Here is a 19,374-nt window from a genome sequence, read left to right as displayed (position 1 = left end):
TTGATAAATACTCTGAACTGGAAAAGGAAAAAACAGACCTTAAAGCAAGAATATCTGTCTTAAACTCACAGTTAAAAGCAGCAGCAGATATAGAAAAAGAAAAACAAGAATTAGAAAAATTCCTGACAGAAAATAAAAACATATATCACACCTTTGTGGAACTCTCCAGATACCTGAAAAATACAGATGTGGATAACCTAAAAAAACAACTTGAAACTATAAAAAATGATATACAAAAACTTATCCAGAAAATAAAAATCACAGACCAAAACCAGATAAAACAGGAAATAGAAAAACTAAAAAAAGCAGAAAAAGAATATATTCAAATACTATCCCTTGTGGAAGAAAAGGAAAAAATATCACAGGAAATAGAGAACCTAAAAAAAACAATCAAGGAAAACACTCAAAAAATAGAAGAACTTAAACCAATGCTTGTTAATCAAGAAAAAATAGACCAGCAGCTAAAAGAGTTAAAAGAAAAAAACAATCAGCTACAACAACAGCTAAAAGAGAAAAACGACCAACTAAGCCAGATACAGCAGGAATTAGGAAAAACAACCGGTCAGTATGAAACACTCCAAAAAGAAATCACAAAAACAAAAGAAGCCATTGAAACGGCACAAAAAATAGAAGAAAAAATCAAAAAATACAAAAAAGTAGAAGAAGCTCTGGGCCCCAGAGGAATACAAAAAATAATCAGAGATAATGCTTTGTATGAATTACCCAGAATAACAAATATAATCTTTTCTGCTTTTGATTTTCCATTCCAGCAGGTTAAATTTTCCGAAAATTTTGATATATCCCTTCTTGCACCTACAGTTGAAAAAACAGACAGATATGTATCAGCCTCGGCAATCAGTGGAGGGCAAAGGGTAGCCCTTGGTCTTGCCCTCAGGCTTGCCATAGGAAAATTTTTATCAAACAAAGCAGAATTTTTAATCTTAGATGAACCTACAGTTCATTTAGACCAGCAAAGGAGAAATGAACTTATAAATATCCTGATTAATTTGAAGGAAAGGAAATTTGTAAGACAGCTTATTATTGTAACCCATGATACAGAAGTGGAAGACGCCGCAGATAGTATTTACTATGTCGAGCGAGGAACTGTAAAACCAATTGGATAAACGAAATGGCATCTAATTATTGAAAATAAATAACAAAACACTTGACACCCTGAAAATACTTAATATAAATTTAAAGTGTTAAGTATTTACCCCGAAAAATTTAAAGGTAAATTTTGGGGAAGAAAAATCTTTTTTAAGGAGGGTCAGATATGACAAAAGCAGAATTAGTAGCAAAGGTAGCAGCTCAGGCGGGGACAACAAAAGCTGCTGCTGAAAGATGTGTTAATGCGTTCGTTGCAGCTCTCACAGAAGCTCTCGAAAAGGGTGAAAGAGTTGCTCTTCCAGGACTTGGTGTATTCAATGTAAAAGAAAGAAAAGCAAGAAAAGGAAGAAACCCAAGAACTGGCGAAGTAATTAAAATTCCTGCAAGAAAAGTTGTTACTTTCCACCCAGCTAAGTCTCTCAAAGAAAGAGTAAAGTAAGACTTTAATAAATAGGGGGAGCTATTCCCCCTGTTTTAAAAAGGTAAGCAAAATTAGATTAGACAAATTTCTTTCAAACTTAGGCTTTGGCAGTCGTAAGGAAGTCAAAAAATTAATTAAACAAAAGCGGGTTAGAGTTAACGATACAATCATCAATAATCCGGCTGCTCATATCAATCCTGAAAAAGATATCGTCTATGTGGATGAAGAACCGGTAACATATCAAAAGCATTATTACTTTATGTTCAATAAACCTTCCGGATATATTACTGCTACTGAAGACAAAGACTATCCTACGGTAATGGAATTTTTTGAGGAAGTTCCTGTTTATAAAAGACTATTTCCTATAGGCAGGCTTGATATAGACACTGAAGGTCTGCTTATAATCACTGATGATGGCCAGCTTGGGCACAGGCTTGCCCATCCCAAATGGGAAATTGAAAAGGAATACTACGCCGTTGTTAAAGGTGATGTATCGGACATTGATTTTTCAAAATATGAAAAATCAGGAATAAAACTGAAAGACTACCAGACAAAACCATTCAAGGTGAAAGTTATTTCTACAAGCCCTGAAAAATCCGAGATACTCATTACAGTAAAAGAAGGTAAATACCATATAGTAAAAAGAATAATGGAAGCCCTCGGTCATCCTGTTTTGTATCTTAAAAGGGTTAGAATAGGAAATCTGAAACTTGACCCCCACTTAAAAGAAGGAGAATTTAGGGAACTAACCCCTGAAGAAATTAAAAATCTAAAAAGGCTTGTTAATCTTGAGCAAGATTAGAGTTCTATCCTGGGCTCTTTTTGATTTTGCAGAAACAATCTTTTCAGCTAATATTATTTCGGTCTTCTTTCCTTTATGGATAGTTTCTTCCCTTGGGGGAAGTTCTTATCATTACTCATTTACCTATGCAATTTCCATATTCGTTTCAATAATTGCCGGAATTTTTCTGGGAAAAATAGCAGATGAAAAGGGTATAAAAGATAAGCTGTTTAAAATTTTTGTGGTCTTGATAATTATCTTGCTGCCGGCTTTTTATTTTACGGGTTCATTATGGAATGCCCTTATTCTTTTTTTCTTCCTTAATCTGATATACCAGCAAAGTCTTGTGTTTTATAATTCCTTATTATTTGATGTGTCTGATAACTCTTTAATCAGTGTTGTTTCTGGAATTGGAGTGGGTATAGGCTATATAGGAGCTATTGTAGGTCTGCTTATAACAAATTTTTTATCTGAAAATCCCCAGCAAAGTTTTTTAATTACAGCTATTATTTTTGCGACATTTGCTCTGCCTTCAGTTATTTTTTTGAAAACGAAAAGGAATAAGCCTCAGAAAATTCATCTAAAAGGTATTTTTACAGAAAGAGGATTTTTAATATTTTTGATTTCTATTTTGCTCTTAACTGATGCGGCACACGGTTTGATTGTATTTATGTCAATTTACTTAAAAAAGGTTTTCGGATTTTCACAAGATAAGGTTATTTATACGATTGCTTTTGCTGCTATTTTTGCTGTAATTTCTGCTCCTGTTTCCGGATATGTTATGAAAAAGATTAAACCTGAGAAATTTTTAATTTTTGTTTTTTCAGGCTGGATATTGGGAATTGCAATGCTTTATTTTTCTAATAGCTGGTTTATTTATATAACTGCTGCATGGTTCGGAATTATGATTTCTACATTGTGGACGACTTTAAGGGTTGTTCTTATCAGGATTTCTCCAGAGGAAGAACTCACAACAAGATTTGCTTTTATGTCAATTTCTGAGAGAATGGCCAGTGTTTTGTCTCCTTTAACATGGGGAGTTATAACCTATATTCTTGGTGAAACAATTTTTTCTTACAGAGTAGCTGCCGGAGTTATTGGACTATTTCCTTTGATTGGCTTAATTGTTTATTTTTATTTTTTAAAAAGGCATTTTTCAATTTTAGTATCCTAAAAAAGAAAGCCCTCTTCCGAGGGCTTCCCAGATTAATTACAGGACAAGGAGAAATTCCATGCTGTATCAGGGTCTTCTCCTACTATTATTACTATAACCTTACTTGTTAATGGGTTCATCTCTCTGTAAGTATTAACTTTAAAATAAGAATTTAGAGGTAGATTTGGAGTTCCTGCATTTCTTCCGATTTTAATCTCTTTTACCTGTTCTACACCTGGTGGGTGGCTTATACATATTGAATCTGGAATATAATAAGGCTCAAATATGCTATGTAATGTTGTATTTTTAGGTAGTTCTGAGACATCTACAATTAGTGTAGTTACCTGATAATGTCCACCTGCTCCTATAGTAGAACCGCAGGTTAATTTCTCAAAACGTGGTGGGTCTATCTGTCTACCTCCTATAGCTCTTGGGTCTATGCCACATATAGGACACTGGTCATTTAGAGCCAGTTTGTTAAATTCGTAGAATGGGTCTCCTGATGGTGCTCCTATAATATTTGTATACCACTCATTTATAGCTTCTTTAGTAAATGTTTCTATGTTGCTTTTTACTATTTGTAAAAATGAGTTACCTGCTGGATAATTCTGATTTAAATATACTTTGGTGAAACTATGAACAAGCCAATCGCCTAATTCCGAACTACAATCATTACATCCAAGTTGAACATTAGGTTGTAAAATATTAATACCTAAACCACTTTTCGCTGCAAAATTGACGAATTTTGCTATTACTTTATCTTCTACTGCGGTGTAATAAGGAGACCTGTTGTCTCCTAAAGCTGTTTTGGTAGCTGGTGTTGCAAGATGAATTACTCTTATTACTGCTGGAGGAGCACTGTTATCTGTAGGTTTTAGCCATCCTTTATCGCTATATGCATTAACAAAAAAATTTCCCTGTGAATGTGATACAAAAATTATTGGATATCCTTTGTTTAGCCATCCTTGAATTTTTTGTTTGTGTTCCTCATAGTTTTGGGTTAATAAATCAGGTTGGCTCTGGTATATATCTGCGAGTTTTGATGCCATCCAGGTTCTAATAAGTTCTGCAATAGTTTTAGCTATAGGTGAACCATTTAAAGTATTCGTTGCTGCTCCCGATATTATCATATACCACAAAAATAAAGTTTTTCTGGCTTCTTCATAGGTCATTCCGGCTTCCTGTGTAAGCTGGATATAAGCTTCTACTGAGTCTCTAACTACAGAGTGATGATAGTTATACAACAATTTCAAGTCATATCCTGAAAAATAGTTTTTCAGGAAAAAGTCTTTTAGTTTCTCTGTCTCTTTTCTTAGTATTTTGTTTCTTAATGCACGTAAATTATCGAATGCACTTTCATAAGGTACTAACATACCATTCACATGAGCAACCACAACTTTTCTATCGGTGCACCATGGATATGAGGTATTAGCATAAGTTTTTATAGGTATCAAGGCAAACAGCATAAAAAATATAGGAAAAATTATCTTTCTCATTTTTGCCCCTCCCTTTCTTTTTTCACTTGTTCAAGGAGTTGATAAAAGTCTATTTTTGTGATGTTTCCAGTTTTTTCCCATTCTTTTTTGATTCTCTCCATGAATTCACATGCACCTATTCCGGCTCTATTTAATCTATCATCTATATCTGAACTTACTGTTCCTGATAGTGACTGATTAAACTTATCGTAAAACTTTGCTCTTTCGTATGTATTAAATGTTATTGATTCTATATAACGATTAGCATCATATATTTCATCTATCCCTTTATCATATTCAAGTTCAGCTTTATGATCTTCATTAAGAACTCGTGGAAACTTAACTCCATATTTTTTCTCCAAATACGGAATCATATAGTCATCATAAGATTGAAAAACACACTCCGAAGCTATCTCAATTAATTTGGCAACATGTTTCGCCTGATTTCTATCAGTAGGGTCAATATCAAATATTCTTTGTGACTCCCATGCTGATAATATCAACGCCCTATAAATGCCTGGTTTGTCTTTATACTTTTCTTTGAACTTTCTTTCAATTTCTTTCAGAACATCTTCACGAACACCATCCACTTCTTTTCCCCTTAAACTTGTGCTGGTATCAAGTTTTGGTAATTTACCGTTAATTTGGGAACTTTTAGAGTTTGAATTATCCTGACAAGAGAAAAACAAAAATTGAATTGATATAAAAAGCAGAAAGATATATTTCCCCATTTGTCCCCTCCCTCAAAACAATAAGTAATAAAAATATATCTATTATTGATAAGAAGGCAATATTATTTCACGTGAAGTTTGCCATTGGTTGGGAAAACACCTGAACAATAAGGACAGGTAAATATGAAATCCCCTGGATAAATCATTTTTACTTTTACTTCTTTCGTCTGCCCCTTACGAATATTCCTTACCATCACATCATAAGGAGGCAAGATATAAAAACAATGACCAAAGCTCTGGCCGTATCCTGCAGGAATACCATCATCAAGGGCTGTAATACGGAATAGAACGACTTTTCCTCTGGGAACAGTGATTTCAGAAGGGGAATAACCATCTTTTGAAACTTTTATTTCAATGACTATATCAGGTTTTTCTTCTGTTTTTGTGCAGGAAAATATAAAAAATAAACTAACCAGTAATAGAAGTAGCTTTTTCATATTGCTTTAGCTTTTCCTCTAACTTCTTTATTTTCTCCTGAATTAGTTTTATATGCTGTTTTATCAGCTTTTTCTCATCTTCATCTTTTGTCTGTTTATACATATCTTTCAAATTTTTTAGCTTGGCCTGATATATCTTTATCTGGGAAAATATTTCCAGCCTGACATCTGAATTTATTGTAGGCTGGGCTACGGCACCGGCAAAAAATAAAAAATTAATTATCAGCAGCCATCTTTTTAAGTTTTTCATAAACTTCCTCTACTTTTTTTCTTAAATCCTGTAAACTTCCTGTGTTGTCTATCACAATATCAGCATATTTTATCTTTTCTTCAATAGGCATCTGGGATTTTATTCTTTTAAGGGCATCTTCTTTGTCCATCCCCCGTTTAATAAGTCGCTCCAATTGGACTTCAGGGGGAGCATAAACAACAATCACAGGATAATAATTTTTATAGCTGCCTGTTTCTATCATGAGAGGAACATCTGCGATGGCAACTGCGTTAGAGTCTTTTTCTTCAACTTGTTTGAAAAATTTTTCTATCTCTTTGAAAACTTCAGGATGGAGTATCTGCTCTAACTTTTTCTTTTTTTCTGGATTATTAAAAACTATTGAGGCAAGTTTTTTTCTATCTATCTCACCTTCGGGAGTAAAAACATCTCCGAACTCTTTTCTGATTTTTTCTTTTATATCCTTTCTTTTCAAAAGTTTATGGACAACTTCATCTGCATCTATTACATAAGCTCCCAGTTCTTTAAAAATTGATGCAACGGTGGATTTTCCTGTTCCGATTGAGCCTGTGAGTCCTACTTTCAGCATGATTTATATAGAAGGGGAGAAAAACTCCCCCTGTTATTAATAGAGTCTGAACTTCCTTTCAAGGAATTTTTGCCATGTGTTTGGCAGATTATTTATTTCTTCCTCAGCTATCTTTCTGACTTTGTCTTTTATTTTGCTAATATCTCCGTTAACTCTTAATTTAACATCACATACCTGTGGCTCAGTGATAGGTTTTCCAATCTGGCTAACCAGATATACATAAACCTCTTCAACTTCCTCTATTTCAGAAACTATTCTCTCAGCCATATCTGTTGCTGCTGTGTTGTAGATTTTACCGATATGGGAAACAGGGTTTTTACCTGCAGCAGCCTCAAGACTCATAGGTCTATATGGAGTAATAAGACCATTTACCCTGTTACCTCTTCCTATCTGTCCATCATCTCCGGCCTCAGCAGATGTTCCTGTTACGGTTATATAAACTGATTCATTTTCAGGGTCGTCTGCTGTGTTTACAAATATATCCACATGCCTGTCAGTTAGATTTTGGGCAATAGAGTATGCGTGATTTGAGACTATCTCTTTTTTCTCAAGGTAATCTTTTACATCTTTTACATATTTATCAACAAATGCTGCAGCAATTGTAATTCTTATTTTATCGCCGTTTCTAACACCCATTACCTTAATATCTTCTCCAAGGTATGGATTGTCTTTTTTGAATTCTTTGCTGTTTAAAGCTCTTTCTACTTCATAAACAATTGTTTCTATATCATCAAATGGTGCATGTCCTACACCAAAAGATGTATCATTTGCCAGAGGAACTTCACCTTTAAGCTGAAATCTTTCAAAAAGTTCAACAAGGTCTTTACTTCCCGGTTTAAGTTTTGGGTGGATAATCACATGTTTTGTAACATCAAGATTTGGAATATTTTCTTTAAGCCATTTATGTGCTGTTTCTATAGCTAATTCTTCAACCGGTAATCTTTTTCCATTTATTTCATTAATTGCTCTACCTGTAAGATATATCTCAATAGGAGAAATTATTGAACCACCGCCAAATCTTGGGTCAGCAATTCCACCAATAAGAAGAGCCTTATCAACGTTATGGTGCATTATAGCTCCACATTCTTTTCTGTAAAGCTCTGATAGAGCAATTGATAACTCTTCACCAAGGGCATCACATATAGTATCAGGGTGTCCGGTTCCTTTTCTTTCTACGATTTCTACTGGTTGTTCAGATACTTTTGGAAAATCAAGGGTTCCGATAGCAATATTTGCCAATTTCTTACCTCCATTAATTATTGAAAACATTAGAATAATATAATTCCAGCAGGTTTACAATATGCAGATTATCATATATAATACATATCTTGATTTTTCAGTATGGTTATTATAAATTATTAAGTCCTTAAAAGACTAACAGGAGGTTTAAATGGCTCATACACGCTCCGCAAGGAAGAGAATAAGACAGGCAGAAAAAAGAAGACAGTTAAACAGATACCACATATCCAGAATGAAAACTGCTATTAAAAGAATTAATGAAGCTCTGAAAAACAAAGATATAGAAACTGCAGAAAAACTGCTTCCACTTGCACAAAAACTTGCTTACAGAGCAGCTGCTAAAGGTGCTATTCACAAAAATGAAGCTGCAAGAAGAGTTTCAAGAGTAGCAAGGAAAATCAACGCAGCAAAACAGGCATTATCAGCCTGATAATATAACAGTGGCGGTGTAGCTCAGCTGGTTAGAGCACGCGGCTCATATCCGCGGAGTCGCAGGTTCGAGTCCTGCCACCGCCACCATTTAAAACTGTGGTTGAAAAAAAATTTTTAGAAACTGTCAAAAAGTTTAAACTTATTGAACCGGAAGATAAAATTCTTATTGCCTTTTCTTCAGGTGTAGATTCTGTCACCTTAACAACTCTTCTTTTAAAATTCAAAGAGTATTTTCATATTTCCCAAATTGCCATTGCACATTTTAACCACATGCTTCGTGGAGAAAGCTCAGACCTTGACGAAGAGTTTGCTGTTGATTTTGCACGGAAAAACAATCTAGATGTTTTTGTTAAAAAAGTAGATATAAAAAAACTGGCAAAAGAAGAAAAAGCTTCAATAGAAGAGATAGCAAGGAAAGAGAGATACAAATTCTTCAGAGAAATCCTTAAAGAAAAAGGATTTAATAAAATAGCAACAGGACATCATCTTTCAGACCTGATTGAAACCATGCTACTATGGTTTATTCAGGGGAACAGAAAAGGAATCAAAGGTTTTAAACCTAAAGAAAGAGAAATAATCAGGCCTCTTTACACTATAACAAAAGATGAACTGCTCCAGTATGCCCATAAAAACTTTATTGAATACAGAATTGATGAAAGTAATTTTGAGACAGATTACCTCAGGAATAAGCTCAGAATTCATGTAATTCCTCTGTTGAAGCAGATAAATCCTTCACTGGAAAAATCTATGCTAACTGAATCATTCCTTTTACAATATGATGATGATTTTCTGGATAGCTATGCCACAGAAATTTCACAAAAATTTCCTAATACAAGCATACAATTATCTCAGCTTTTAAACTTGCCTGAAGCTATTATTTACAGGGTTTTGATAAATTGGGTGTATAAAAATACAGGAATTTACCTATCTTACTCACAGGTGCTTAAGATTATGGAACTGCTTCACAAAGAAGGTGAAAAAAGCTTTGACATAGGAGAGATATTTGTCCTTATCAAAACTTACGACAGGTTATTTATAAAAGAAAAAGGCAAACAAGTAAGATTTGAATATAGAATCAAAGTTGGTGAAGAATTATTTATCAAAGAGGCAGGTATTAAATTAAAAAGTTATTTTGCAGATAAGGTGGATATGGAAAAACTCAAAGATGAGAAAAGAATAGCCTGTTTTGAAATAGATGATTTCAACCCAGAGGAATACTTTATAATTAGAAGTAGAAAAGAAGGAGATAGATTTTTACCTTTTGGTAGAAAAACAGAAAAGAAACTGAAAGATATTTTAATAGATTTAAAAGTGCCAAAGCACATGAGAGATAGCATACCAATTTTGGAATTCAGGAATAATATATTATGGGTAGTAGGCCTGAAAAGGTCAGGTTATTACCCAATAAAAACTGATAAAGGAAAAAAAATTTGCTTTGAAATAGAGGAGGTTTGAAAAAGGTGCAATTCTCAAGAAGCATATTAATATGGTTCCTTATAGGAGCTTTAATGATATTTGCATTTAACCTGATAGGTTCAAGACAAATTATAGATAATAAAGTGCCTTTTACCGAATTTGTTGAGATGGTAAATGATGGCAAAGTAGAGAAAGCCACGGTAAAAGGAGAGGAAATAATAGCTATCACAAAAGATGGTAAAAAGGTTGAGACTGTAATTCCAGAAGGATATAGCAAAATATACGATATACTTCAGGAAAACGGCGTAAAAGTTGATGTTGTTCCTGCAGAGAAATCTGGATGGCTTACCACACTCCTGATTTCATGGCTTCCTATATTGCTGTTTATAGGTTTATGGATATTTATGATGAGGCAGATGTCAGGAGGTTCAAATAGAGCTTTTTCATTTGCAAAATCAAAGGCAAAGGTATATCTGGAAGAAAAACCAAACGTTAAGCTTGATGATGTTGCCGGAATGGATGAAGTTAAAGAGGAAGTAAAAGAGATTATAGATTATCTGAAAGACCCACAAAGATTTCAAAAATTAGGTGGTAGAGCTCCAAAAGGTATTCTCCTGTATGGAGACCCAGGGGTTGGTAAAACACTTCTGGCAAAAGCTATTGCAGGAGAAGCAAGCGTTCCATTTATCTCTATATCAGGTTCAGACTTTGTTGAGATGTTCGTCGGTGTAGGTGCTGCAAGAGTTAGAGACCTGTTTGAAACTGCAAAAAAACACGCACCATGTCTTGTTTTCATAGACGAAATTGATGCTGTAGGTAGAGCAAGAAGCGGTGTTGGATTTGGTGGTGGACATGATGAAAGGGAACAAACACTAAACCAGCTTCTTGTTGAACTTGATGGTTTTGATTCTGGGGAAGGAATTATCGTAATTGCTGCAACAAACAGACCTGATATTCTTGACCCTGCACTTCTCAGACCAGGCAGATTTGACAGACAGATATCTGTTCCAAAACCTGATGTAAAAGGTAGATATGAGATATTAAAAGTTCATGTTAAAAAGAAAAATATACCCCTTGATGATGATGTGGACTTAATGGTTATTGCCAGAGGAACACCGGGGTTTTCTGGAGCTGACCTTGCAAACATAGTCAACGAAGCTGCACTGCTTGCTGCCAGAAAGAGAAAAGAAAAGGTTGGTATGAAAGAATTTGAAGAAGCAATGGACAGAATAATGATGGGTCTTGAAAGAAAAGGAATGGCAATTACCCCAGACGAAAAAGAAAAAATAGCCTATCACGAAGTAGGTCATGCTATAGTTAGCTTAATGTTCAAAGAGGCTGACCCACTGCATAAAGTTTCTATAATCCCAAGGGGAATGGCGCTTGGAGTAACTGTAAACCTGCCAGAAGAAGATAGACATATCTATTCTAAAAAAGACCTTATGGCAAGACTTCATCAGCTATTTGGAGGTAGAGCTGCTGAAGAGGTATTCTACGGAAAAGATGGTATAACAACAGGAGCGGAAAATGACCTTATGAGAGCAACAGAGCTTGCATACAGAATTGTCGCTTCATGGGGTATGACAGATGAATTGGGACCAATTCATGTAAGCACAGCAAGAAATAATCCATTTATGCCACAACAGGGTCCAGAAATAAGTGAAGCTACAGCAAGAAAAATAGATGAAGAAGTAAATAAACTCTTAAGACAGGCATATCAAAGAACAAAAGAAATAGTAGAAAGCTACAAAGATGCCATAACTGCAGTAGTTGAACTTCTTCTTGATAAAGAAACAATATCCTGTGATGAGATGGTTGCTATACTTGAGGAATATGGAGTTCCAATTGTAAACAAATGCAGAAAATCCATAGTTGAGGTTATATCTGATAGTTCAGCACCAGAAGCACCTGCAGGAGCGATAGAATGATAGATACCCATGCCCATCTGGATATGCTTAAAACAGAAGAAGACCTGATAGAAAGTGTTAACAGCCTTGACTGTATTATTACTATAGGCTGTGATAAAGAAGAAATATATAAGGCAGTTGATATAGCTAATAAATACGACAATGTTTATGCTTCTATAGGTTATCATCCTTATGATATAAAAGGTCTTACTGATGAAGATATAAAGCAGCTTAAAAAGCTAGCATTGGAAAATGAAAAAGTAGTTGCCATCGGTGAAGCAGGTCTTGATTATTACAGGGACATAACTCCAAGGAATTTACAATGGGAATTTTTTGAAAAACAGATAGCACTGGCGAAAGAGTTAAATCTACCATTGATAGTTCATTCTAGGAGTGCCAATGAAGACACCGTAAAAATTCTGCAAGAAAATGCCCCATATCCTGCTTCCGGAATTATCCACTGTTTCGGTGGAGACATTCCAATGATGGAAAAATGCGTGGATATGGGCTTTTATATTTCCTTTGCAGGAAATATTACATATCCAAAGGCAGATAACCTTAGAGAAGTTTTAAAAAGAACGCCCCTTGATAGATTACTCCTTGAAACAGATAGTCCATTCTTATCACCTCAGAAAAAAAGAGGAAAACCTAACAAACCTTCAAATATTTTTTATACTCTGGAATTTGTAGCTAACTTTCTGAATATTGATAAAGAAGAACTTGAAAAAATAACAGACCAGAATGCCCAAAAATTATTCAAAAAGATAAAACTACCTATTCACTAATCCCCTTGTTAACTGAAAATTTATCTGTATCTTTAAAACTAAGGGGTTAAACAGAATGCTTTATATTATTTTAGTTATGGTTTTAATTTTCTTGATTATTATGGGAGTCCAGTATAAATTGGCTACAGATGAGGGAGATGCAAACTGGAGCCAAATTATTGAAACATCACTCATCTGGAGTGCTATCTCCTATATCATAATAGGTCTTATAGTATTTGGTATTTCCTTTCTTGTTTCCCTTGAAAGTTAAACCCTTATCTGAATCTGATTTTTATACATCTCTATAATCTCTGCTTCTGTTGTCGCATCTTCAGGTCTTTTATCAAATCTGTATCTACCTGTAAATCTTGGAAATCTAAGACCCAGTCCTCTATTCAGTTTTATTTTATCCCAGCCGCAAGTATGAACCGGAGACAAAGTAAGCTCAGCTCCTGTTATCTCAAGGACGAGATAAGGCTCATACCATATATCAGCTGTAAGAATTGAGTTTACCCGTGGATGTTTATGGTCTATCTGATGAGGTGCAAGGAGTTCTTCTAATTTATTAAAATCATCCTCCGTAAAACCTGTTCCAACTTTACATACTGTTTTAAACTGGTCAGTTTCAGGGTCATAACAGGCCATAAGCAGAGAACCGAATTTACCTGCCCTCTGACCTTTTCCATAAAATGCCCCTACAACAACAAGGTCTAATGTATCTGCAAGATGGGATTTATAGTCCCTTTTATACTTAATCCAGAGGAAACCTCTTTTCCCTGCCTGATAAATTGAATCAGGCTGTAAGGATTTGCACACAAGACCTTCACAACCATTTTCAATAGCCTCAAGGAAAAAGCTTTCTAAGTCATCAACATTATCAACAATCTTTCTGGTGGCCAGATTTATACGGTCTGTGGTTTTAATCACCTCTTCAAGAATTTTCCTTCTTTCAGGATAAGGTTTAAGGGTAAGGTCTTCTCCGTTTAAATACATAATATCAAACAAAAATCCGGCTATCGGATACATCATTATATGAAATCGGGTTACATACTTTACCCTCCTGTTCATTAAATCCTGAAACGGTCTGATAGCACCTGACGATGGGTCTATAACAACTGCTTCTAATTCAAGTATATACTCTTCAGGTGTTGCCTCTTTCAAAAACTCAATAAGATCAGGAAATTGATGGGTTATATTTTCAAGTCTTCTTGAGAACAAATGAAACTCATCCCCTTTTCTGTGAACCTGAATTCTTTCTCCATCATATTTATATTCGGCTCCTGCTTTTCCTCCTAATTTTTGAAGAATAAAGGATGGAATGGCCATCCTTTCGGCAAGCATAGGCCTAATAGGTCTTCCTATCTGTATTTTGATATTTTTTACACCTTCAAGTCCTTCCTTAACTAAAATTGAAGCCACATAACCAAGGTCAGATGTTAGATTATATGCCCTTTCTATAATCTGCCTATTTTCCTTTTTACCTGTAAATGCGATAGCAAGGGCATCCATTATTGTGTTATCGCCTATGCCAAGCCTGAGCCTTTCTGTAATTGTTCTAAGGAGAAATTTAACCTCAAGGGGAGATGCATTTTTAAGTAGAGAAATAAAAAGCTCCATCTTTTTCTTAGAGGAGCCGTAACCTGTGGTTTCAGCAATTTTTTTAAGGGTGTCATATACCTCTTCAACTGTTAGCTTTTTCTGTGGCTTTATCCCTTTTTCTTCATATAAAATTTTCCCTGCATCTCCTAAATCTCCTGTTTCTATGATTTTGTGCTGTATATCATGCTCGGATATTCCCAAAACCTGTGAAAGTGCCTTTATCGCAGATTTTTCACTAAAGTTATAATCAAGCCCTGTATATTCCGGTGCCACCTTACCTATAGAAAGGTAAACAACTTTATCTATTAGATTTTTAGGTGTTTCTTTAAAAAGCTCCACAAGGGCATTTGTCATTTCTATTCGACTTGTTGTCTTTTCCAGAAAGTCATAAAACTTAGCCAGTCTTAAATACTCCATAATTCCCTCCATAAACAAATCTTAATATTAAAATAAGTATTAAATAAATCATCTTCAAATCTTCTCAGTTAGATAAGTTTTGCTTGCAAATTCCTATATAACCTGATACATAGAATTATGTTCATTATTCCTCTGAATTTAAAAATGTTTTATTCTAATTTTGTTATTGGAAACAATCACAATAGAATTTTTGATATTCTTGTTTTCCAAAATTTTTAAGATTTTTAATGTTTTTTCTTCTATTTCATTAATTTTTAAACCTTTGTATCTTAGAACTATTCGTCCAGAACCATTTTCTAAAGGATAAGATAGTATATCCAAGAAATCTGTATCAAAAGTAATTATGATAAATTCTTCTTTCTTGGCAAATTCAAATAATGATTTGTCAGACTTTCCTCGCAAATCACTATCTAATACATATTTAGATTTAGGGTATTGTTTGAGTATTTCTTCTGCTAATTTGAGTGGAATATTCTCGTCAATTAGAAACTTCAATTAGTTCCTCTTCTAATCTTGCATATTCGGAAGCATATTTTATAGCCTCTAATACTGCTTCTTTGGAGAGTTGGGGGTAATTTTCTAAAATATTGTCTATGGTTTCACCAGCGGAAAGAAAGTCTAATATTAGATAAACTGGAATTCTTGTTCCTTTGAAAACAGGTTTTCCGCCTAAAATTTCTGGATTTCTTTCAATGTATTTAAATTTCATATTAAGTCCCTGATTAACCAAATTTTAGATTTAATTTTATTATTTTTATCAAACATTGCAAGGAAATATTTTTAAAATTTCTTTAAAATTTAAAAAAAGTTTGGAGGTGGCAGATGGAAAAATACGATGTAATTATAATAGGTGGAGGTCCGGCAGGATTAACATGTGCTTTAACTCTGGCATCTGCAAATGGTAAATTTCCTTTTGTTGAAGGGAAAAAATACCTTGTTTTGTATGATGAATATTCTGATTTAGATAAAGCATTTCTCAGAAATGTTCCGGGGGTTGAACCAATAGAAGGCAAAAAATTTCTACAAAAAATCAGGGAGCAGCTTAAACAATACTACAACGTAACCCAATCCCAAGAAAAAGTAATAAAAGCTTATGGAGAAAAGGGAAATTTTGTTGTTGAAACAGATAAAGGAAACAAATATTCAGGGGATTATCTTGTTATTGCTACAGGATTTCATAAATTTGAGATAGAAGGTCTTGATGTGGAAGTAGTCCCACACAGAAAATCTCCAAGACCTGGGAAAATAATGATCAAAAACAATGACGGAAAGGTTAAAGAAGGTCTATTTGTTGCAGGGCTTGTGGCAGGTGCTCCTACAATGTTTGCCTCAGCCTCAGGTTCAGGTGCAGAGGTAGCATGCGATATTTTATCTGAATGGGCAGGTAAAACAGTTGTGGTTCATGACGTTCCTGAAAGTTCTTAGTATAGCTTTGATGGGGATATTTTTCTCCTCATGTGCAATAAATACAGTGTTCTATGGAAATTTTAAATTTGATAATATCCATATAAGAATAAACAAGGGGCATTAAAGCCCCTTATTTTTTACTTTGAATTTTCCATAAGAAATGTTGTTATTGTTCTAACTGGGAATCCTGTTGCTCCTTTTGGATGATAATACCAGCCTTTTGTATTATGAGCAGGTCCCGCAATATCTATATGAACCCATGGAATATTTTTATCAACAAATTTTTCAAGGAATAATCCGGCTGTTATAGCACCACCGTATCTTGTTGTTCCAATGTTATAAACATCTGCATTAGGAGCTTTTATATGCTCTCTAAGCATATCGTTAAATGGTAGTTGCCACATCCATTCTCCAGTTTTTTCAGAGGTTTCAAGAACCTGATTGATTAATCGCTGGTTGTTACCCATTACACCTGCAGTATATTCACCAAGGGCAACAATACAAGCACCGGTAAGAGTTGCCATATCTATAATTGCATCAGGTTTAAGCTCAGATACATAACACAATGCATCTGCAAGGGTTAATCTTCCTTCTGCATCGGTATTCCCAATCTCAATGCTTACACCATTTTTTGCAACAATAATATCATCAGGCCTATAGGATTTACCATCAGGCATATTTTCTGCTGCAGCGATAACACCATGAACAGCCACGTCAGGTTTAAGCTCACCAATTGCTTTGAATATTCCCAGAACGGCACATGCTCCGGCCTTGTCAGATTTCATCCATCTCATATAATCTCCCGGCTTTATATTAAGACCACCACTATCAAATGTTAAACCTTTACCAACAAGGGCTATCTCTTTTTTAGCCTTTTTAGGTTTGTATGTTAGGTGAATAAATCTTGGAGGATTTGCACTTCCTCTGGCAACAGCCAGATAAGCATTCATTCCCATTTTTTCTATTTCATCTTCATCATATATTTTGACCTCAAATCCATATTCTTTGGCAAGCTCTTCTGCGATTTCTGCCAGTTTTTGAGGATTTATGACATTTCCCGGTTCATTTACAAGGTCTCTTGTAAAGTTTTGAGCTTCAGCTAGTATTTTGCCTATTTTTACCTTTTCTTCTGCAGCATTTTTATATTTTCTTTTCACTCTAATCTGAACCTCTTTAGGTTCAAATTCATCTTTTTTGGACATATATTTATCAAATCTGTAATTTCCAAGTATTACTCCTTCTGTGATTGCCTGTGCTATATCAGGGTCTTCATCTTTAATTGAAAGAGCTTCAGCATCAATCATCGCTTTGTCTACTTTCATATTCCTCATCTTTCTAACAGCTGCAGCACCAAGTCTTCTTGCTTTATCAAGGTCAAAATCTCTTTTGGAACCTGCACCGATAAGAATTACAAAATCAGCCTTTCCTTTTCCAAGTGATGGAACTGTTAGAACTTTCCCAAAATCACCATTAAATTTTATTTCTCTTTTGAGGGCTGATATTGCACCTTCAAGAATTTCATCAAGCTGTGCTATCTCCTCAGGGAGTTTTTTTTGTTCTTTAAAAACAAAGGAAATAACTGCTTTTGTTCTGGCATTTTTTAGATGACCGCTCGTTATTTTGAATTGCATTGTTCTTCTCCTTGATTTTATTTGATTTTAATTTTATTTTAACAAAATATGGATATACAGGGAGGGATGTTATTAATATGAAAGTTTACATCGCAAAAATCACAAAAGTTTTACCACCATCCTATGATTTTGATTATATTCTTGAAAAAAGCTATTCAAAGGAGATATTTGGGGAAAGGGTAGCAAAACTGGTTAAAAAGTTTGCAAAAAATATGAATATTGAACAAAAACCTATAGCCATAGATTTAGACAGTATCCCAGAAATAAAGCTAAAGAGAAAAGAAGACCATCCAAAAAAATGGGGAAAAAAGGTAATAAACGAACTTTCAGAAGAAGTTGGTATTGAAAATATAGGATTTTTATCTGTTGCTTATAACACAACTTATAACAAAGATTTTTTACCGAATTTGGCGAGCCAACTTGTTATGGAAACCGGAATTAATACAGATATACCCCCTGAAGAGCTTGCATATTATGGTTGTGCTGCTGGAGTTATTTCTTTAAAAAATGCTGCTGAGTTTTGTAAAAAATTTAATAAAGCTGCAATCTCTTTCACATTTGACCAATGTTCAAGTGTGGCCAGTTTTATATACGACCCTAAAAACCCTTTATTTAAAGAATCTATAAAATCAAATTTATTATTTTCAGATGGGGGAGTAGGAGTTCTGCTAATACCAGAGAGTATGAAAGATAAATTCAATTTTCCGTTAATTGAGCTTATAGATTTTAAGGTTGATTACTCCCCTGGAAATGCAATAAAAATGGAAAACGGTGTATTTATGTTAAGTAATAGCCTTAGAGAAGAAATTCCTCCAATTGTTTCTGAAAAGGCAATAAAACCTTTACTATCGGAAAAAAATATTTCTGTAGAAAATATTGAAGAATGGGCTATACACCAAGGGGGACCGGCTATATTAGAACAATTTAAAAAACCTGAAATTCTTGGACTTTCCGAAGAACAGATTTCAGAAGCTTATAAAATGTTTAATATGTATGGGAATATGAGTGCTCCCAGTTGTTTGCTCATTCTCGATAGTTACTTTTCTAACAAAGAAAACAAGTCAGGTAAGAAGGGTATGATTGTTGGGTTTGGAGCAGGATACTATATAGCATCTGCACTTTATCAGTGGAGCTAAGATATGACAATTCTCATTTTAGATTTTGTATATCAGGCTTAATATATAAATCAAAATAAAAAACAGGAGGTATTGAAAGATGCCAAAAATAAACAATTATGTGGACATTTCTCAAATTGACAAAGAAGCAAAAAGAGACTACATTGACAGACACTCTCCATTTGTTCATGTTGAAGGAGAAGCTGTAAAAGGACAAAAACTTAAAGTTAAAGTAAAAGTTGGTGAAGAATACTGTCACCCAGATGATTTTGACCACTATATTGCATGGGTTCAACTCTGGGATGGAGACACTTTCCTTGGACAAGCTACATTTGTTCCAGGAGTTCAAGGAAACCAATGCTCACAAGCAGAAGTAGATTTTTACATTGTTCCAACTAAAAACAAACTCAGACTTCAAGCTATGAGCTACTGCACAAAACATGGCCTCTGGCAAGGACCAGAAGTTGAAGTAGAAGTTAAAGAAGCTGAAGCACCTGCCGGTGTTTAATCAATAAACTCCCTCC

At 34.5% G+C, this 19,374-nt stretch carries 22 protein-coding genes and 1 tRNA gene; 13 read left to right on the top strand and 10 right to left on the bottom strand.

The genetic code is table 11. From position 1 onward, the window contains the following. From MVE07_RS03520 to MVE07_RS03500, 4 genes are all read left to right on the top strand, one after another. Nucleotides 1–1,124: AAA family ATPase (locus MVE07_RS03520; protein WP_345781539.1), on the top strand; the 1,124-nt coding region annotated here is incomplete at its 5' end. A 149-nt stretch (nt 1,125–1,273) separates the two neighbouring features. Next, nucleotides 1,274–1,546: an HU family DNA-binding protein gene (locus MVE07_RS03515; RefSeq protein ID WP_029520722.1), complete on the top strand. Its 273-nt coding sequence runs from the start codon at nt 1,274–1,276 to the stop codon at nt 1,544–1,546. Between the two features lie 7 nt (nt 1,547–1,553). Next, the gene (locus MVE07_RS03505) at nt 1,554–2,330 is read left to right on the top strand and encodes a pseudouridine synthase (protein WP_345781540.1); all 777 of its coding nucleotides are present in this window, start codon (nt 1,554–1,556) and stop codon (nt 2,328–2,330) included. Further along, nucleotides 2,317–3,483 (top strand): MFS transporter, encoded by a 1,167-nt coding sequence (locus MVE07_RS03500; protein WP_297454055.1) that lies wholly within the window; start codon nt 2,317–2,319, stop codon nt 3,481–3,483. The genes MVE07_RS03505 and MVE07_RS03500 overlap by 14 nt, the downstream gene beginning before the upstream one ends. A 32-nt stretch (nt 3,484–3,515) precedes the next feature. Here MVE07_RS03500 and MVE07_RS03495 read toward each other — a convergent pair whose 3' ends face one another. The 6 genes from MVE07_RS03495 to MVE07_RS03470 all read right to left on the bottom strand — a co-directional run bounded on the left by MVE07_RS03495 (nt 3,516) and on the right by MVE07_RS03470 (nt 8,162). Further along, a complete protein-coding gene (locus tag MVE07_RS03495) occupies nt 3,516–4,958 on the bottom strand; it encodes a hypothetical protein (RefSeq protein ID WP_297454052.1) in 1,443 nt (480 codons plus the stop codon). Further along, nucleotides 4,955–5,668, bottom strand: a complete 714-nt coding sequence (locus MVE07_RS03490; protein WP_297454049.1) for a hypothetical protein — start codon at nt 5,666–5,668, stop codon at nt 4,955–4,957. The genes MVE07_RS03495 and MVE07_RS03490 overlap by 4 nt, the downstream gene beginning before the upstream one ends. 62 nt (nt 5,669–5,730) lie before the next feature. Beyond that, nucleotides 5,731–6,105: a cupredoxin domain-containing protein gene (locus tag MVE07_RS03485; protein ID WP_297454046.1), complete on the bottom strand. Its 375-nt coding sequence runs from the start codon at nt 6,103–6,105 to the stop codon at nt 5,731–5,733. Continuing rightward, nucleotides 6,077–6,355, bottom strand: a complete 279-nt coding sequence (locus MVE07_RS03480; RefSeq protein WP_297454040.1) for a hypothetical protein — start codon at nt 6,353–6,355, stop codon at nt 6,077–6,079. Before MVE07_RS03480 ends, MVE07_RS03485 begins: the two co-directional genes overlap by 29 nt. Next, nucleotides 6,321–6,923, bottom strand: a complete 603-nt coding sequence (gene coaE / locus MVE07_RS03475) for a dephospho-CoA kinase (protein ID WP_297454037.1) — start codon at nt 6,921–6,923, stop codon at nt 6,321–6,323. Before coaE ends, MVE07_RS03480 begins: the two co-directional genes overlap by 35 nt. A gap of 36 nt (nt 6,924–6,959) precedes the next feature. Next, a complete protein-coding gene (locus tag MVE07_RS03470) occupies nt 6,960–8,162 on the bottom strand; it encodes a methionine adenosyltransferase (protein WP_297454034.1) in 1,203 nt (400 codons plus the stop codon). Nucleotides 8,163–8,313: 151 nt separating this feature from the next. On the opposite strand from MVE07_RS03470, the gene rpsT reads away from it, so the two are divergent. The 6 genes from rpsT to MVE07_RS03440 all read left to right on the top strand — a co-directional run bounded on the left by rpsT (nt 8,314) and on the right by MVE07_RS03440 (nt 12,952). Continuing rightward, a complete protein-coding gene (rpsT, locus tag MVE07_RS03465) occupies nt 8,314–8,592 on the top strand; it encodes a 30S ribosomal protein S20 (protein ID WP_029520715.1) in 279 nt (92 codons plus the stop codon). 12 nt (nt 8,593–8,604) lie between these two features. Continuing rightward, nucleotides 8,605–8,681: transfer RNA gene (locus tag MVE07_RS03460), tRNA-Met, on the top strand. A gap of 9 nt (nt 8,682–8,690) precedes the next feature. Then, the gene (gene tilS, locus MVE07_RS03455; RefSeq protein ID WP_297454031.1) at nt 8,691–10,049 is read left to right on the top strand and encodes a tRNA lysidine(34) synthetase TilS; all 1,359 of its coding nucleotides are present in this window, start codon (nt 8,691–8,693) and stop codon (nt 10,047–10,049) included. A 5-nt stretch (nt 10,050–10,054) separates the two neighbouring features. Next, nucleotides 10,055–11,938, top strand: coding sequence for an ATP-dependent zinc metalloprotease FtsH (ftsH, locus tag MVE07_RS03450; RefSeq protein WP_297454028.1), 1,884 nt, complete (start codon nt 10,055–10,057; stop codon nt 11,936–11,938). Next, entirely contained in the window at nt 11,935–12,702 is a 768-nt protein-coding gene (locus tag MVE07_RS03445; protein WP_297454025.1) for a TatD family hydrolase, read from the top strand. The genes ftsH and MVE07_RS03445 overlap by 4 nt, the downstream gene beginning before the upstream one ends. A 55-nt stretch (nt 12,703–12,757) precedes the next feature. Then, on the top strand, nt 12,758–12,952 hold the full coding sequence (locus MVE07_RS03440) for a hypothetical protein (RefSeq protein WP_297454023.1): 195 nt from the start codon (nt 12,758–12,760) through the stop codon (nt 12,950–12,952). Here MVE07_RS03440 and MVE07_RS03435 read toward each other — a convergent pair. From MVE07_RS03435 to MVE07_RS03425, 3 genes are all read right to left on the bottom strand, one after another. Next, nucleotides 12,949–14,697, bottom strand: coding sequence for an ATP-dependent DNA ligase (locus MVE07_RS03435; protein ID WP_297454020.1), 1,749 nt, complete (start codon nt 14,695–14,697; stop codon nt 12,949–12,951). The two genes, MVE07_RS03440 and MVE07_RS03435, sit on opposite strands and share 4 nt — an antisense overlap. 138 nt (nt 14,698–14,835) lie before the next feature. Then, the gene (locus MVE07_RS03430) at nt 14,836–15,192 is read right to left on the bottom strand and encodes a DUF5615 family PIN-like protein (protein ID WP_297454017.1); all 357 of its coding nucleotides are present in this window, start codon (nt 15,190–15,192) and stop codon (nt 14,836–14,838) included. Further along, nucleotides 15,176–15,406, bottom strand: a complete 231-nt coding sequence (locus MVE07_RS03425) for a DUF433 domain-containing protein (RefSeq protein WP_297454015.1) — start codon at nt 15,404–15,406, stop codon at nt 15,176–15,178. Before MVE07_RS03425 ends, MVE07_RS03430 begins: the two co-directional genes overlap by 17 nt. A gap of 113 nt (nt 15,407–15,519) precedes the next feature. Here MVE07_RS03425 and MVE07_RS03420 point away from each other — a divergent pair, with 113 nt between their 5' ends. Further along, the gene (locus MVE07_RS03420) at nt 15,520–16,122 is read left to right on the top strand and encodes an NAD(P)/FAD-dependent oxidoreductase (RefSeq protein WP_297454012.1); all 603 of its coding nucleotides are present in this window, start codon (nt 15,520–15,522) and stop codon (nt 16,120–16,122) included. 119 nt (nt 16,123–16,241) lie between these two features. Here the strand turns inward: MVE07_RS03420 and MVE07_RS03415 are convergent, their stop codons facing one another. Continuing rightward, nucleotides 16,242–17,735: a leucyl aminopeptidase gene (locus tag MVE07_RS03415; RefSeq protein ID WP_297454009.1), complete on the bottom strand. Its 1,494-nt coding sequence runs from the start codon at nt 17,733–17,735 to the stop codon at nt 16,242–16,244. Between the two features lie 77 nt (nt 17,736–17,812). On the opposite strand from MVE07_RS03415, the gene MVE07_RS03410 reads away from it, so the two are divergent. Both MVE07_RS03410 and MVE07_RS03405 read left to right on the top strand, forming a co-directional pair. Next, the gene (locus tag MVE07_RS03410) at nt 17,813–18,871 is read left to right on the top strand and encodes a 3-oxoacyl-[acyl-carrier-protein] synthase III C-terminal domain-containing protein (protein ID WP_297454006.1); all 1,059 of its coding nucleotides are present in this window, start codon (nt 17,813–17,815) and stop codon (nt 18,869–18,871) included. A 79-nt stretch (nt 18,872–18,950) separates the two neighbouring features. Next, nucleotides 18,951–19,358 carry a desulfoferrodoxin family protein gene (locus MVE07_RS03405; protein ID WP_297454002.1) on the top strand — a complete coding sequence of 136 codons (408 nt, stop codon included), beginning with the start codon at nt 18,951–18,953 and terminating at the stop codon, nt 19,356–19,358. Nucleotides 19,359–19,374 lie beyond the last annotated feature (16 nt).

Source organism: Persephonella sp. (assembly GCF_027023985.1).
GTDB lineage: Bacteria > Aquificota > Aquificia > Aquificales > Hydrogenothermaceae > Persephonella_A.
Note: the sequence above shows the minus strand (reverse complement) of the source record. Positions and strands in the feature narration are given on the sequence as shown.